A 17,358-nucleotide genomic window follows, 5' to 3' on the forward strand; every position below is an offset into this window, starting at 1 on the left:
GATCGCGAATTAAATAACTTACAATTTTAATTGTTATTGTGGGATGGGCGTCCCGCCCGTCTTTTTTGGACGGGCGGGACGCCCATCCCACAAACTTTTTGATAAACCCGGTTGCTCTCAAAAACCCAAACGGTTAAACCTTAGCAATATCCCCCGCTAAATCCATCAACGAACCCGCACCTTCCACCTTAGCAACATCTAACAAAGTCTTCAAAACTGAATCGGGATTCAAACTAATCGAATCAATTCCCAACTCAACCAAGAATCGAGCAAACTCAGGATAATCGCTGGGGGCTTGACCGCAAATCCCAATTTTGCGATCGTACTTCTTGGCGGCTTTAATGGCAATTGCTACCATGCGCTTGACAGCTTCATTCCGTTCGTCAAAAATGTGCGCGACTAAAGCAGAATCCCGGTCTAATCCTAATGTTAGCTGAGTTAAATCGTTAGAGCCGATCGAGAATCCGTCAAAAACTTGGGCAAATTCGTCAGCAAATATGACATTGCTCGGCAATTCGCACATCACATACACTTGCAAGCCGTTCTCGCCCTTAACTAAACCGTGTTTTGCCATCTCGGCTAACACTTTTCGGCCTTCCTCTGGGGTGCGGCAAAATGGAATCATCGGAATCACATTTGTCAAGCCCATTTCGTCGCGAACTCGCTTTAATGCTTTGCATTCCAAAGCGTAAGCTTCGCGGTAATTTGGGTCGTAATAGCGAGAGGCGCCACGCCACCCGATCATCGGGTTTTCTTCCTTGGGTTCAAACTGCCGCCCTCCCAAAAGATTAGCATATTCGTTGCTCTTGAAATCGCTCATCCGCACGATAACTGGATTTGGATAAAATGCGGCGGCAATTGTGGCAATCCCGTGGGCGAGTTTGTCGGTGAAGAAATCGGGTTTGTGTTGGTAAAGTGCTGTCAGCTTTGCAATTTCTTCTTTGACTGATTCATCCACCAATTCGTCAAAGTGAATCAGTGCCAGCGGGTGTGCTTTAATGTGATTGGCAATGATGAATTCCAACCGCGCTAAGCCTACGCCGTCGCAAGGAATGGCTGATAAACCAAAGGCTTCTTCTGGGTTCCCGACATTCATTAAAATTTTAGTGCGGGTGCGGGGTAAATTCTCGATCGCAGTTTCTTGAATTTCAAAAGGAAGCAAACCGGAATAAACTTTGCCTTCGTCTCCTTCGGAACAAGAAACAGTGATTTCCTGCCCGTTTTTCAAGATTTGAGTGGCGTCGCCGGTGCCGACAATGGCGGGAATTCCCATTTCTCTGGCGATGATGGCGGCGTGACAAGTGCGGCCGCCGGAATTGGTAACGATCGCACTTGCTTTTTTCATAATCGGTTCCCAATCCGGGTCTGTTTTGTTGGTAACTAAAACTTCTCCTGATTGAAATTCAGCGATTTTGTGCACATCTAAAATCACGCGGGCTTTTCCTTGTCCGATTGATTCGCCAACGGCGCGTCCTTTTGCCAAAATTGCACTGGAACCTTGCAATTTGTAGTTTCGCAAAACTTTAGCAGACTTTTGAGATTGTACTGTTTCGGGTCGCGCTTGGACAATAAACAATTCGCCAGTATTGCCGTCTTTTGCCCACTCAATGTCCATCGGGGTATAAGTCCCGCGCACTTTAGAGTAGTGTTCTTCGATGATGACGGCCCATTTTGCGAGTTGCAGAATTTCATCATCTTGTATGGCAAATTTATTTTTTTCGGCTGCTATGACGGAGACGTTTTTGGTGTATTTAGAACCGCCGATATCGTACACCATTTTGAGTGTTTTGGTGCCGAGACGTTTGTCTAAAATCGGGAGAAAACCTTGTTTTAAGGTGGGTTTAAAGACGAAGTATTCGTCGGGGTTGACGGTGCCTTGGACGACGTTTTCGCCTAATCCGTAGGCGGCGGTGACTAATACGGCGTTTTTGAATCCGGTTTCGGTGTCGATGCTGAACATGACGCCGGAGGATGCTAAGTCCGATCGCACCATTTTTTGGACGCCGACTGATAGGGCGACTTCAAAGTGGTCGAAACCTCGCTGTTGGCGGTAGGAAATCGCGCGATCTGTGAATATGGAAGCAAAGCATTTGTGACAGCATTCGAGGACGCCAGCGCAAGCTTGGACGTTGAGGTAGGTTTCTTGCTGTCCCGCGAAACTGGCGTCTGGTAAGTCTTCGGCGGTGGCGGAGGAACGCACTGCTACGTCTGTACTGTCGCCGTAGCGATCGCACAATGTTTCGTAAGCATCCGCGATCGCCGCTTGGATTTCTCGCGGAAATGGTGTGTCCAGAATCAGTGCCCGCGCTTGCTTGCCTTTTTGTCGCAGGTTCTGCAGATCTTCTACGTCTAAATCGGCAAAAATTTCGCGCAATTTAGCTTCTAAACCCGCTGACTGGATGAAGTGCCGGTAAGCGTGTGCTGTAGTTGCAAATCCGTTGGGAACTCTGATTCCTTGGCCGGTTAATTGTTGAATCATTTCGCCCAAAGAAGCATTTTTTCCGCCTACTAATGGGATGTCGGCGATGCCGACTTCATCAAACAACAATACTAAGGCTTTTTCTTTGGGAATTAAACCGGGTTTTTGATCAATTGCTAAATTTTCGATCATTGCTTTTTTCCTCTAAAATTCATCTCAGTTCGGTCAAAGGACAGTAAACAAAAGGTAAACAAAAGACAGTTTATTGGGAATTGTAATTTTGTTACAAAAATTCTCAATTTTTTTCCTAGGCTGTATCAACCGAATTTTCGATTGCCTCTATTTCAAGACTATCACTTTTTGGCTAAATAGCAAGGCCTGTGGAGATATTTGATTTGATTGCAAAACGTAAAGAATTTGCAGTAATGAGTTTATGTAAGGTATTATAAAAGAAGTGGTAAAAATATGAATAACGAAGATATTTCTCACCGCTTTTTTGGCGTTGAGCGCTGATTGGTGTGGGGATATCGCTCGGATTGTGTTGGTAGGGGAATCCAAGGGGAACAAAGGGTGGGGTTCGATCGCGCGATCGGCTGACCCCGCCCAAAAACCGATACTTACTTTCCGACAGTAGCCGTGAGTCACCCAAAATTTTAGATTCTAGTTCAAGCTCCCCGATTCATCTGTGGACTAAATCTAAAATCTAAAATCTAAGATCTAAAATCGACAGACCGGGGTGCTAGCCCAAAAAAACACAACACCCAGCAGCTTAGTTTCCTCCTGAAACAGAGATCCTAAAAACCGTAAAATTTTTGCCTCTGATTGCGTGGATCTACTTAGAGCAAAAAAACAGTTGCATAGAGTACATTGTAATTGTTGAACCACAGAGTTTTTAACTTGGAGTGGCCGGATTTGGGGGGAGGTAATTATTTATATGCTATAATAGTTAGCTCGACTGCCTTATGACAAAAAACAAGGTATATGATATCAGTTTTGAGCCCAGCCGCAAAGCGAAACGGCTTTAAAGTTCTTCTGGTCGAAGACAATCAAGCCGAAGCCGATCTGATCGAAGAATTATTATTAGAAACAAATGTCAGTAGAGCCGAACCCCAAAGACTATCCGTAAGTTGTACAGACCGTCTCAGCAAAGCGCAGGAAATTTTAGTCAGTGAACATTTTGATGTGATTTTACTAGATCTTTCGCTGCCGGACAGCCAAGACTTAAATACAATTGTCAAAATACAAGAATACAGTCTAAATACTCCGATTGTTGTACTGACTGCCCGCAACGATGAAGAGCTTGCCGTGCAGTCAATCCAAGCCGGAGCTCAAGATTATCTAGTCAAGCGAAAAATCGACAGCGAAGTGTTAATTCGATCGATTCGCTACGCAGTCGAGCGACAGCACAACCAAGAAGCTTTGCGAAAAAGTGAAGAAAAATATCGCTCGGTAGTCGAGAATTCTCTCGTCGGAATTGCGATTCTTGCTCCTCCGAATTCCCCCTCAGAACCAGAAAAATACGAGTGGTTAGAAGTAAACGATGCTTTGTGCGATTTGCTGGGATACGATCGCCAAGATTTTTTGCATGAGAATTGCCAGAGGTGGGGTTTTCCTGAAGACTTGCAGGCTAGTGGGGAGCAGTTAAATAAAATTTTGGCTGGGGAGAGCGAAGGCTATGTTCTAGACAAAAGGTGGCGCAGAAAAGACGGACAAACAGTTTATACTAGAGTTTCCCTGCGCTGTATTCGCGCCCTAGACGGCTCGATCGACCACCTGATTAAAGTAGTCTTGGACGTGAGCGATCGCTACCGTTACGAAGCTCAATTAAAAGCATCAGAAGAGTTTTTAAATCACACGATTAATTCTACTCCTGACCCAATTTTTGTCAAAGATGAGCAGCACAGATGGATCGTATTAAACGATGCTTTTTGCAATTTGATAGGAAAAAGGCGAGCGGAACTGATTGGCAAGTCAGGATACGATTTTTTACCCCCAGCACAAGCGGCTTTTTTTTGGCAACAAGACGAGCAAGTATTGCAAAGAAGTCTTGCTCAGCAAACAGAAGAAATTTTTACCGATGGCGGCGGCCAAGAACGCATTATCTCTACTAAAAAAACAGTATTTAACAACGCCGATGGTCGTAAAATGTTGGTCGGAACAATGCGAGATGTGACAGAATACAAACGCCAGCAAATTGCGTTGCAGGAAAGCGAAGCTCGATTTCAAATAATGACCGACAACGTGCCGGGAATGATTTATCAATATCGGCTTTATGTAGATGGTAAAACATCTTTTACTTACGTTTCTTCCGGCAGTTGGCAGATATACAATTTAAAACCAGAACAAATAGAAGAAAATGCCCATTTGGCTTTTGCAACAGTTCACCCAGACGACATCTCAGGCTTGCAGCGGTCGATCGCAACTTCAGCGGTGACTCAGCAAGCTTGGCAACACCAGTGGCGGCAAGTTATGGGAGATCGAGTGAAATGGCTGCAAGGCGCGTCAAAGCCAGAAAAGCAAGCCAACGGCGATATAGTTTGGGACGGTTTGGTGATGGATGTTACGGAATTGAAACAAACCCAGCAAGACCGCGATCGATTTTTTAATCTCTCGTTGGATTTACTTTGCATTGCAGGTTTTGATGGCTATTTCAAACGCTTAAACCCCGCTTGGTCAAATGTATTAGGTTATAGCAGTGATGAAATGTTAGCCAAACCTTTGATAGAATTCGTGCATCCAGACGACCGAGCAATTACTTTAGCTGAATTAGAAATACTTAAAAAAAGCCACCCCGTTATTAGCTTAGAAAACCGCTATCTTTGCCAAGATGGTACTTATAAATGGCTGTCGTGGACAGCATCGCCGTTTGCAGAAGAAGGTTTGATTTATGCAGTGGCTCGCGACGTTACATTTAGCAAGCAAGCTGAAGCTGAATTGCGTAAGAGCGCAGCCACTAACCGCGCTCTTTTAAATGCGATACCAGACATGATATTTCGCTGTCGGGCAGACGGCACTTTTGTAGACTTCAAACCTGCAAAAGATTTCGAGAATATCCTACCACAAAAAGCACTAATTGGCAAAAAAGCACAAGACATATTACCGGCTGCTTTTGCTGACAAAATCTTGTCGGGCCATCAACAAGCGATCGCCACTGGCGAGATTCAAGTTGTAGAATATCAAATGCCCGTTAATGAGGAACTGTACGATTTTGAAGCGAGAATTGTTTTCTGCACGGATGACGAAATTATCGCGATTGTCCGCGACATCACCAATCGCAAACGTTTCGAGTCAAAACTCCACCGACAAACAGCGGCAATGGCTGCCGCTTCCGAAGGTATAGCCATAATCGATAGCGACGGACTTTTGATTTATTGCAACGCAGCCCGATTAAAAATCTACGGTTACGACTCTCTCGAAGAACTGTTAGGCAAAAATTGGAAAATATTCTACGAAGGTGCAGAACGGCAGAGGTTTGAGGAAGAAGTTGTGCCTAATTTAGTGCAGAAAGGTTGGTACATGACCGAAGCAGTAGGATGTCGCCGCGACGGATCGAAGGTTCCTCTAGATGTATCGCTGACAATGCTGCCCGACGGGGAAATCATTTGCATTGTTCGCGATATTTCCCAAAGAAAAAAAACAGAAGCAGCACTGCGGGAAAGCCAGCGGTTCATTCAGCAAATTGCTGGGGCCAGTCCTAATATTTTGTATGTTTGTGACTTAATTGAAAAAAAAAATATCTATGCGAACGCTTCTATTTACCACATTCTTGGCTATACAGTAGAGGAGATTCAGGCAATGGGGCCGTGGATGATTTCAAGTTTAATCCACCCCGAAGATTCAATCAAAATGCCTGATTATTTACAGCAAGTCGAAACAGGCAGCGAAGGGGATATCTTTGAAATTGAATATCGAATTAGGCACAAGGATGGTTCTTGGCGCTGGATGGTTAGCCGAGATACTGTATTTGGGAAAACAGCAGACGGTAAGTTAAAACAAATTCTCGGCACGGCAACTGATATTACAGAAAGCAAGCAAGCAGAAGATGAAATAAAGCTGTTGCTGGCAGCAACTAAAGCCATTAGTCAGTCGGCAGATTTTCAGAGCGCCCTCCCAGATATCCTGCGGTTGCTGTGCAATGCGATCGGCTGGAATTTTGCAGAAGCTTGGATACCGAGTGCTAACGGTACTTTTTTGGAACACAGCGAAACTTGGTACGCTAGCGATCGCGATTTAGATACGTTTGGCCACGAAAGTAAAAAAATTAGATTCGCCGCCGGAGTGGCAGTACCTGGACGGATTTGGTCAACCAGAAATGTAGAATGGATTGAAGATATTTCTCTAGCCAAAAATCATCTTTTTGCCCGATCGCAAATGGCGAAATCAGTCGGATTGAAAGCTTGTTTCGGAGTGCCAATTCACGCTAGTTCAAAGGTGCTGGCAGTTTTAGTATTCTGCAAGCGCGATCGCTCGATTATGGAACCGCGTATAGTAGAATTGGTCAAGGCTGTAGCGACTCAGTTGGGCGATTATATTCAGCGCAAACAAGCCGAAGAAGAATTGCGTAAAAGTGAAGAACGCTGGCAGTTAGTTCTCAAAGGCAATCAAGACGGAATTTGGGATCTGAATCTTCAAACAAATGAAGCTTTTCGATCTGCCCGCTGGCAAGAAATTATCGGTTACACAGACGGCGAAATCGACAGCACCAACAGCGCATGGATCGAGCGCATCCATCCAGACGATCGCTCACGAGTGCAAGCAGCGATCCAAGCTTATCTCGATCGCCAAACCCCCAATTACGCCGCCGAATACCGCTTGCAGTGCAAAGACGGTAGCTATAAGTGGGTGCTCGCCCGCGCTCAAGCAGTGTGGGACGAAGCCGGAAACCCTCTGCGGATGGTGGGTTCGATGACGGATATTAGCGATCGCAAAGCAGCCGAATTAGCTTTACTGCAGGTCACTCAAGCCGTCGAAAGTACCAGCGATGCGATCGTGATCGCCGACTTGAAAGGGCGGTCTATTTACCACAATCAAGCCTTCATTCAGCGCTACGGCTACACGGTGGAAGAACTCAATGATATTGGCGATATGACCGCGCTTTATGTCCGGCATAAAAATCATAAACAAATCTATAGAAGCCTTCGCCAAGGTCGCTCTTGGTGTGGCGAAGTTGCGCTGCAAACTAAGAGTTACGAAGCAGTAACTGCTCTGGTGCGAGCCGACAGTATTCAAGATATTAATGGGAATTATATCGGCTTAATTGCAGTAATTACTGACATCACAAAACGCAAAGAATCCGAAGTAATTTTACGCCAAAAATTAAAGCGCGAACAGTTAGCCGTAGCCATGCTGGAACGCATTAGGTCTTCTCTAAATCTTGAAGAAATTCTTACCAAAAGTGTCGAAGAAGTGCGGCATTTTTTGCAAGTAGACCGCACTATTATTTACCAATTTAATCCGGATTGGAGCGGGTTTATCGCTGTCGAGTCGGTTGCCGAAAATGTCCGACCAATTGTAGGAATGGAAATTTATGACCCCTGTTTCGGGGCAGCCTACGTTCATCTTTACCAAGACGGTAGAATTAGAGCCATAGAAGATGTTTACAATGCCGGCCTGGCCGACTGCCACTTGGGTTTGTTGACTCGGCTCGATGTGAGAGCGAATCTGGTAGTACCAATTTTGCAAGGTGAAAACTTGTGGGGGCTGTTAATTGCCCACCACTGCACGGGCCCGCGTCTCTGGCAGCAATTGGAGGGAGAGTGCCTAAAACAATTGGGGGTGCAGTTGGCGATCGCCATTCAGCAATCGGTGCTATTTGAACAAGCACAAACCGAAATTGCCGATCGCAAACTTGCAGAAGCCGCCCTGCAATTAGCTAAAGAAGCCGCCGAATCTGCCAACCGCGCTAAAAGCGACTTTCTCGCCAACATGAGCCACGAATTGCGGACGCCTTTGAACGGGATTTTGGGATACATTCAACTGCTCAAAGTCGAGAAAAACTTTACCGCAGATCAGCAGGAAAGTCTTAACAACATTCACCAGTGCGGCAACCACCTGCTGATGCTGATTAATGATGTTTTAGACCTCTCAAAAATCGAAGCTAGTAAAATGGAGCTGTCGCTGACCAACCTGCATTTTTCCAGTTTTGTGAAAAGTATTATTGATTTGTTCCAGATGCGATCGGCTCAAAAAGGAATTGCTTTTAATTACGAGCAGGTTTCAGCGCTGCCAGACGGCATTTTGGCAGACGAAAAAAGGTTGCGTCAAGTTTTGATTAATTTGCTCAGCAATGCCGTTAAGTTTACGAAGAGCGGCAGCGTTACATTCAAAGTCGGTTATGCAGAAAATTTCCCCGATAACTATCCTCAAACCAACTGCGAAAATTCTAGTTTGACAGCGGAAATTGCCAGTCAAACGCTCAATGTGACCGCGAATTTAGACGCGCAGCAAATGTCGATCCAGCCCCTAGGAACAACAGAAGCGCGCGAGGTGACAACAGCAGAAAATATCGGCCGTGTTCCTACCCCTAAAATTCGCTTTCAAATCGAAGATACCGGCATTGGCATTTCTCAGAATAAATTAGAAGAAATATTTTTGCCTTTTCATCAAGTGGGCGATCATAACAATTTCGTTGAAGGTACGGGACTGGGACTTTCCATCAGCCAAAAATTAGCCAAAATGATGGGCAGCCAAATTCGCGTCCAAAGTACCTCCGGCAAAGGCAGTATATTTTGGTTGGATCTAGACTTGCCCGCAGTCGCCCAGTCTTCTGAACTCCCCTCCCGGCAAGAAAAAAGGCGGCTTATCGGTTTTACCGGCCCCCAGCGGAAAGTGCTAATCGTGGACGATCACGAAGTAAATCGCGCTATGTTGCACAGGCTACTTTTTCATTTAGGCTTTGAAATTGCAGAAGCTACAGACGGCGAAGACTGCTTGCACAAAGCACAGGAATTTCTACCGGATATAATTTTAATGGATTTGCTGATGCCCGTCATGAACGGTTGGGAAGCTACCAGGCGGCTGCGACAGTTGCCGGAATTAAAAGATACGGTTATCCTTGCTTTGTCCGCTAACGTTTACGAGACTACCAAGCGAGAGAGCATACTTGCAGGTTGCGATAGTTTTCTCACCAAGCCGATTCAAACTAACGAGCTTTTAGAATTATTGCGCCTGCACTTGAGACTAGAATGGGTTTACGAAGAACGAGCACAAACCAAAAAGCGGACAGCCCACACTGCAAAAGCATATTCTGAAATTGCGGCTGCTGACTCAACGATGGTGTCTCCTGCCTCAGAGTCAGTCTTGGCGTTGTTAAGATTGGCTGCAATGGGCGATATTGAAGCTATTCTGGAAGAAACTGCTAAACTCGAACATTCTGACCCGACATTAGTGCCTTTCGTTCATCACCTGCGCCAACTTGCTAAAGGATTTCAGCTCAAGCAAATTCGAGATTTTTTGAAGCAACATTTGTCCTAAAATTGACGGTAGCTAACACACAACTCAAAATCAGTTAAATCTCACATCTTGCACTTTTGTCAGCAACAGGCTGTCCGGCCTGTTCCACAGAGACTGTAATTTTGGTGGGTGGGCATCCTACCCGCCCATAAAAGAAAGAGTGATTGCAAATAAAGGGATCTACGAAGCAACCGGGTTTCGAGAGCCGCCGAAAATCACTTGAATCCGATTTAAACTCACCACCCACAACTAAAAAGTAAAAAATTTGAATGTTTGCCTTGAATATGAACGATAAGAATTCCGCAAGAAGCATCATACTAATTGTTGATGACAACCAAACAAATCTTGACGTACTTTTCGAGTTGTTAAGGAATTACGGGTTTAAAGTATTAGTGGCTCTAGACGGCGAAAGTGCGATCGAGCAAATTGACTACATCCATCCAGACTTGATTCTTTTGGATATCATGATGCCAGGAATTGACGGTTTTGAAACTTGCCGACGTTTGAAAGCAGACCCGTCAACGCAAGATATTCCCATCATATTTATGAGCGCCCTTTCCGATACGCCTGATAAAGTAAAAGGCTTTCAGACAGGAGCCGTTGACTACATCACTAAGCCTTTCCAGCACGAAGAAGTTTTGAGCCGGATTCAAACCCACTTGACAATCCGCAGCTTGCAAAAAAAACTCGAAGAAAAAAACCTCGAACTTGCCCACCTCAACCAAAACCTTGAAAGACTTGTTGAACAAAAAACCAAGCAATTAATAAACCAGGAAAAAACAGCCATCATCGGACGTTTGACTCAGGGCATGGTTCACAATCTCAAAAGTCCGCTGCAAGTGATCCAGACTAGCGTCGATTTGATTGAAACAAAAGCCACACAAATTCAAGAAGACTCTCTGTTTAATTATACTAAGTATATTTTTCAAGCTGTCACAAAAATCAATCAGATCATGGATACTCTGATGATGAAAAGCCGAAACGAGCAAAAGCAAGATTTGCACCCGGTGAATATCAACGATTTAGTGCAGCGAGAAATTCAGCTATTGGAAGGCAACCTGTATTTTAAAAATAAGATTAGAAAAAAATACTTTTATGACGAAGAAATTGCCAGCATTCCCTTAATTTATTCCTATCTTTCTCAAGTATTTTATAATTTAATCAATAATGCAATGGATGCTATGTGGGAAAAGAAAAGCAGAGAAATAACTATCGTGACTCGGCAAGACGACTCGAACATATACATGGATATTGCAGATACGGGATGCGGCATATCATCTGAAGATTTGCCAAAACTTTTTGACCCTTTTTACACATCAAAGCCACCTAAAGGCGAGGAAAAAAGAGAAGGCGAACCGACAGGAACTGGCCTAGGACTTTATACTTGTATTGAACTTTTAAAACCTTTTAACGGTGAGATTGCTATTAGCAGCAATGTCGGTCAAGGCAGCGTGTTTACAGTTGTGCTGCCTAAACCGCAGAAAAATTGAGCGACTCAACTGAGTTAAATTGTGTCCGTTAGACAACCGTAATTAAGTTGGTAATTAGGTTTGTAGCAAGGAAGGCAAGTCTTGGTTCCTCGATCAAGAGAGGACTTGCATGGCTCAATACAAATAGGCGCTAATTGCGGGCCATTAACCGAACACAATCTCAGGCCGTATCTTGTAAATCAACGGTAATTCTCGTAGCTTAGTAGTAATACCATTATGGAAAAATAATGCAGCTTTAGGCAAGCTTTAAACGGCCATTTATAATCTAAAGTTTCAAAGGCTATCAGCAATGCAAATCCTGATTACTCCGCGCTCTTTTGACTTGCCTCTTGCTATTCCCCTGCCAAAGGTTGTAAATTAAAATAGAGTTAAGTTGCAATATGGGTAAGAAAATGATAGTTTTGGGCCACTAGGTTTGGGGCGAGGCGGAAAACTTGCAGCGAACAACTCAATTCTACAAATAAATCTGCGGGGTTTGCAAGCACACAGCGAACTCTAAAGCCTGCGGTTCAATTTCCCAAATCATGAGCTAGGTAGCTGCATCCGCTGCTGAGATTTTATAATTCCTAAAAAATAGCAAAAGGATAGCAGTAAAGAAAAATGCCACTGTACGCAAGAACCAAACTGCGATAGTCATCAGTCATTCCAAATCTCAATTCAAAAATATCAAATATAAAATGGTATGACATCTGTTTTTGAGTCAACTTTAACGCCTGGTTTGAAAATTCTTTTAGTAGAAGACTGTGCAGAAGATGCAGAACTCATTCAAGAACTGCTGTCTGAACCCCAACTAGGACAATCAATTGATCTGACCAATGTAGTTCGCCTCCGGGAAGCTATAGAAATTTTAAGCGACAAAATTTTTGATGTAATTTTATTAGATCTTTCACTTCCTGACAGCCTAAAATTTAATACTTTTTTCCGACTTCAAGATTGCGGTATAAATATTCCGATCGTCATTCTGACAGCGGCCGATGACGAAGAACTGGCTGTCGAGTTAATTGCCGCCGGCGCCCAAGATTATCTGGTGAAAAGACAGGTAGACAGCCGGCTGCTGGTGCGGACGCTCAGGTGCGCGATCGCCCGCCAGAAACGGCAAGCAGAATGGCAAAAAAGTCAAGAAAAATACCAGCAGGTTGTTGACAATATCAAAGAAGTAGTTTTTGAAACAAATACTGCAGGCAATTGGACTTTTCTCAATCCAGCTTGGACAGAAATTACCGGATTTACCGTTGATGAAAGCTTAGGAACTTCCTGTTTGAGTTACATTCATTCTGACGATCAATACCAATATTTAAATTCGTTTAGAGGCCGGAGAAAAAATCACGAAACATCCAGTTGCTATCAAATTCGATATCTTACCAAAAATGGCGAAATTCGCTGGGTGGAAGTGCAAGAATTTTTGATGTTGGGCGGGGACGGCGCAGCGCAGGGAACCACAGGAACTATCCATGATATTACTGATAAAATTTTAGCACTCTCCGAACTGGAAGCTAGTAAAAAGTTCTTGAATTATACGATAGATGCACTGGCTGACCCCATTTTTGTCAAGGACGAACAGCACCGCTGGATACTGTTAAATGATGCTTTTTGCAAGCTGCTCGGCAAGCAGCGCGAGGAACTGCTGGGCAAGTCGGATTACGACTTTTTCCCAAAACAAGAAGCTGAGATTTTTTGGCAGAATGACGAACAAGTGTTTAGGACGGGGGAAGAAAACGAGAGCGAGGAAATATTTACGGACGGCAGCGGTGCAAAGCACATTTTGTCTACTAAAAAAACTGTTTTTGAAAATACCGATGGCAGTAAAATTCTAGTCGGGATAATTCGAGATATCACTGAGGATAGGCGCAAACAATTAGCGCAGCAAGAAAGCGAAGCTAGACTTCGGCAACTTGCTGCCAATTTACCGGGAATAATTTATCAATTTCGTCTTTCAACAGACGGCAAAAAAAGTTTTACTTATATTTCTTCTGGTAGCCGCGATTTATATGAATTGGAACCAGAAACTATTCAGCAGAATCCCCAACTATTTTTTAGTTTTATTCATCCAGATGACCGTCAAAAATTTGAAGAATCTATTGCTGTTTCTGCGGCAAATATGCAGCCCTGGCAGCAGGAATGGCGCGCGATTGTACCGTCGGGAAAACTTAAGTGGATGCAAGGGGTTTCGAGACCGGAACGAGTTGATCGTCCGACGGAAATAGGGCAGGAAGGGGATATAGTTTGGGAAGGCATGGTGCTGGATATTACTGATTTAAAACAGGCAGAAGCAGCTTTGCGGGAGAGCGAAGCCAGATTTCGATCGCTCGTTGAGAATATCCCCGGCGCTATCTGCCGCAGCTTGTACGATGCTGAGTGGACGATGGTATTTATTAGCGATGAAATTGAGGTAATTAGTGGGTATCCTGCTGGGGATTTTATTGGCAACAACCGCTTGAGTTTTGCGACGATTGTCCACGAGGCAGACAAGGAAATGGTCGATCGACAAATCAGCGCAGCCGTAGAGTCGAAACAGCCGTACAATCTAGAATACCGGATTGTTCGCGCTGACGGGGCGGTGCGGTGGATGTCGGAAAGAGGTAGGCCAACTTACAATATAGAAGGGCTAGTTTTGTGGCTCGACAGAGCGATTTTTGACATTACCGATCGCAAACAAGCCGAACTGACTCTGTGCCTGGTAACTCAAGCTGTAGACAGCGCTAGTGATGCGATCGCGATCGCCGATTTGGACGGTTATTCCGTTTATCACAATCAAGCATTTGTTCAGCGCTACGGCTATACAGTTGAGGAACTAAATAATGCCGGCGGCCCAGCAGTAATGTACCCCAAATCTCAAGATTTGAGCAAGTTATTTAGGGGGCTGCGGAAAGGTCTTTCCTGGGATAGTGAAATTGAAATCAAGAGTAAAAATGGCGATATTATAGAAACTTTCTTGCGAGCTAACTGCATTAAAGATAGCGCTAGTCAACCGATAGGAATGATAGCCATAATTGCCGATCTCACAGAAATAAAACGCACCGCATCGGCATTAAAACTCAGTCAAGAGCGATTGCAGTTGGCGGTTTCAGGCAGCTCTTTGGGGCTGTGGGATTGGAATATAGCTACTGGCGAAACTTATTTCGATTTTCATTGGAAATCAATGCTTGGCTACGCAGAAACCGAAATTGAAAACAACCTCAAAGGTTGGGAAAGTTTGCTGCATCCAGAAGACCGAGGGAAGGTAATGGAATGTTTAAATTCCTATTTGGAAGGTGAGACTGAGATTTATGAATTTGAATTTCGGATGCTCAACAAAGCGGGCAATTGGCAGTGGATTCTGGCAATGGGCAAGGTAGTCGAGTACGACGAATGGGGTGCGCCGTTGCGGATAACGGGCACTCACAAAGATATCAGTGCCCGCGTGGCAGCAGAAGCAGAAAAAACGCAGTTAATCGCATCTCTGCAACTACTTGCTGACCAGTTACAAGCAGCGCAAAAAATAGCCCGCATCGGCAATTGGGAATTCGATAGGGAGGCAGGAGTTATTACTTGGTCGGAAGAACTGTTTCGAGTTTATGGTCGAGAATTGAATCTGCCACCGACAATGGAAGAACTTTTAGAGCAAATTCATTCCGATGACAAAGAAAGGTTCGCAGAAGTTGTACAAAAAGCAGTGACTGAAGGAACAGCTTACGATATCGACCACCGCATCTATTTCCCATCAGGAGAAATTAGGCACGTTAACGCTAAAGGACAAGCTATTAAAAATGAGTTGGGTCAGGTGGTGCGGATGTTTGGCACGGCAATGGACATTACCCATCGCAAAAAAGCCGAAACTGCTTTGCAAGAAAGCGAACAGCGATTTCGAGCGGTATTTGAACAAGCGGCGATAGGCATTGTGAAAGTGTGGCCAGACGGTCACTTTTTGAATGCAAATCAAGGGTTTTGCAATATTGTCGGCTACTCAGAATTGGAGCTAAAATCGCGAAATGTTGGGGATATTTCTCACCCCGCAGATGTAGCAGCAGATGTCGAGTCGCGCGACAGACTGTTAGCTGGGGAAATTTTAAATTATTCCATTGAGAAACGCTTTATTCGCAAAGACGGTTCATTTGTTTGGACTAATATGACTGTATCTTTAGTGCAGGATGGGTTTGGGGAACCTAGCTATGTAATTGCTGTGATTGAAGATATTAGCTCTCGCAAACTTGCCGAGGCTATCTTGCGCCAGCAATTAAAGCGAGAACGGTTGGTGGTAGAGATGCTGGAACGCATTCGATCTTCTCTCAATTTAAAAGAAATCTTGACAAAAGCTGTTGCTGAAGTACGGCAATTTTTGCAAACAGACAGGACAATAATTTATCGCTTTAATCCCGATAGGAGCGGTTTTGTAACTGTCGAGTCGGTGGGCAAAAATTGGCAATCGATTCAGGGACTAACTATTAACGATCCCTGCTTTGAATACAGCTATGCTTCTGCTTACGAACACGGTCGCGCTGTACCTGTAGATGATATTTACAAAGCTGGTCTTTCCGAGTGCTACATTAATTTATTAAGTCAATTTCAGGTGCGAGCTAATTTGGTAGTGCCGATTTTGCAAGGCGAGAAGTTGTGGGGGCTATTGATTGCCCACGAGTGCGCGGGCCCCCGCCACTGGCTGGAAATTGAGGTTGAGTGTCTCAAACAAATTAGCGTGCAGTTGGCGATCGCGATCCAGCAATCAATGCTGTTTGAGCAAGCACAAAGTGAAATTGCCGATCGCAAACAAGCCGAGTCAGCTTTGCAGGAATCGGAAGCGCGAGAACGTTCAAAAGCGCTAGAGTTAGAAGCAGCTATTAACAAACTCCGAACGACTCAAGCTCAGCTCGTTCAAAATGAAAAAATGGTGAGTTTGGGTCAGTTAGTTGCTGGTGTTGCTCACGAAATTAATAACCCCGTTAGCTTTATTCACGGCAATCTCAGTCCGGCTCGCAATTACACTTTAGATTTGCTGGAATTGATTAAAGTTTACCAGCATTACTGTCCTCATCCTCCGGCCCAAGTCTTGGATAAAATTGATGAAATAGACTTGGATTATATTGTTGAGGATTTCCCGAAATTGTTTAACTCGATGCAAGTAGGAACCGAGCGAATTGTCGAGATTGTGAAATCGTTGCGTAATTTTTCCCGATTGGACGAGTCCGCAGGGAAGTCGGTTAACATTCACGAGGGAATTGATAGCACTTTGATGATTTTGCAAAATCGGTTAAAATCTCACAGCAGTCATGGAGAAATTCAGATAGTTAAAGACTACCAACTCTTGCCACAAATTGAATGTTTTCCTGGCGAGTTGAATCAGGTATTTATGAATATTTTGATTAATGCGATCGATGCTTTGGAAGAACGGGACAAACAGCGTTCGATCGAGGAGTGCGATCGACATCCCAGCACGATCGCTATTCGCAGTTATCAGGCTGGTGCAGGCTTCGTAGCGGTATCGATTGCGGACAACGGGGGGGGGATGCCGGAGTCAGTGCGATCGAGGCTGTTTGATCCCTTTTTCACGACTAAACCTGTCGGCAAGGGTACGGGTTTGGGATTGTCGATTTCTCACTCGATTATCGTCGATCGGCATGGCGGCCGATTGAGTTGTATTTCGACACCGGGAGAGGGAGCGGAGTTTTTGATTGAAATTCCAGTGCAGCCGAATTTAACTGGTAGGAATTCAAATTTGGGGCAATAAATTAGCAATTGGTAATTGGAAATTGGGAAGCGCAAATGGGTAATATCTCACATCTTGCACCATTCTCGCTTAACAGGCTTTTCGGCCTGTTCCACAAGAAAATTTACTCTTTGTGGAACAGGCCGAAAAGCCTGTTCCTAAACAAGTAATTGAGAATGGTGCAACATCTCAGTAATATCAAATACCGTAGAATCAGAATTATACCCTGAAAGCGAGCATTATTATTGCTCCGGCTCACTCGATCGCATCCCGCTCGCACTGCACTCGGAAAATTATTATTCCGATGCAAAGGTCAA

Annotated in this window: 4 protein-coding genes; 3 read left to right on the forward strand and 1 reads right to left on the reverse strand. The window is 44.5% G+C overall.

The window, feature by feature from the left end:
* Positions 1-133: 133 nt before the first annotated feature.
* Positions 134-2,611: a phosphoenolpyruvate synthase gene (gene ppsA, locus QUB11_RS22835; protein WP_333205890.1), complete on the reverse strand. Its 2,478-nt coding sequence runs from the start codon at positions 2,609-2,611 to the stop codon at positions 134-136.
* Positions 2,612-3,400: 789 nt separating this feature from the next.
* Between ppsA and QUB11_RS22840 the strand changes: the two genes are divergently transcribed.
* From QUB11_RS22840 to QUB11_RS22850, 3 genes are all read left to right on the forward strand, one after another.
* Positions 3,401-9,892 carry a PAS domain S-box protein gene (locus QUB11_RS22840; RefSeq protein WP_333205891.1) on the forward strand — a complete coding sequence of 2,164 codons (6,492 nt, stop codon included), beginning with the start codon at positions 3,401-3,403 and terminating at the stop codon, positions 9,890-9,892.
* Positions 9,893-10,140: 248 nt separating this feature from the next.
* Positions 10,141-11,361: a hybrid sensor histidine kinase/response regulator gene (locus tag QUB11_RS22845; RefSeq protein WP_333205892.1), complete on the forward strand. Its 1,221-nt coding sequence runs from the start codon at positions 10,141-10,143 to the stop codon at positions 11,359-11,361.
* A 682-nt stretch (positions 11,362-12,043) separates the two neighbouring features.
* Positions 12,044-17,062: a PAS domain S-box protein gene (locus QUB11_RS22850; RefSeq protein WP_333391805.1), complete on the forward strand. Its 5,019-nt coding sequence runs from the start codon at positions 12,044-12,046 to the stop codon at positions 17,060-17,062.
* The last annotated feature ends 296 nt before the right edge of the window (positions 17,063-17,358 follow it).

The sequence above is a fragment of the Microcoleus sp. B6-A1 genome, from assembly GCF_036705085.1.
Taxonomy (GTDB): Bacteria; Cyanobacteriota; Cyanobacteriia; order Cyanobacteriales; family Microcoleaceae; genus Microcoleus.

Excerpts from the sequence above, each read along its gene's own strand:
- QUB11_RS22845 (WP_333205892.1), top strand. The coding sequence starts at position 10,141 with ATGTTTGCCTTGAATATGAACGATAAGAATTCCGCAAGAAGCATCATA.
- ppsA (WP_333205890.1), bottom strand. The coding sequence starts at position 2,611 with ATGATCGAAAATTTAGCAATTGATCAAAAACCCGGTTTAATTCCCAAA.
- QUB11_RS22840 (WP_333205891.1), top strand. The coding sequence starts at position 3,401 with ATGATATCAGTTTTGAGCCCAGCCGCAAAGCGAAACGGCTTTAAAGTT.
- QUB11_RS22850 (WP_333391805.1), top strand. The coding sequence starts at position 12,044 with ATGACATCTGTTTTTGAGTCAACTTTAACGCCTGGTTTGAAAATTCTT.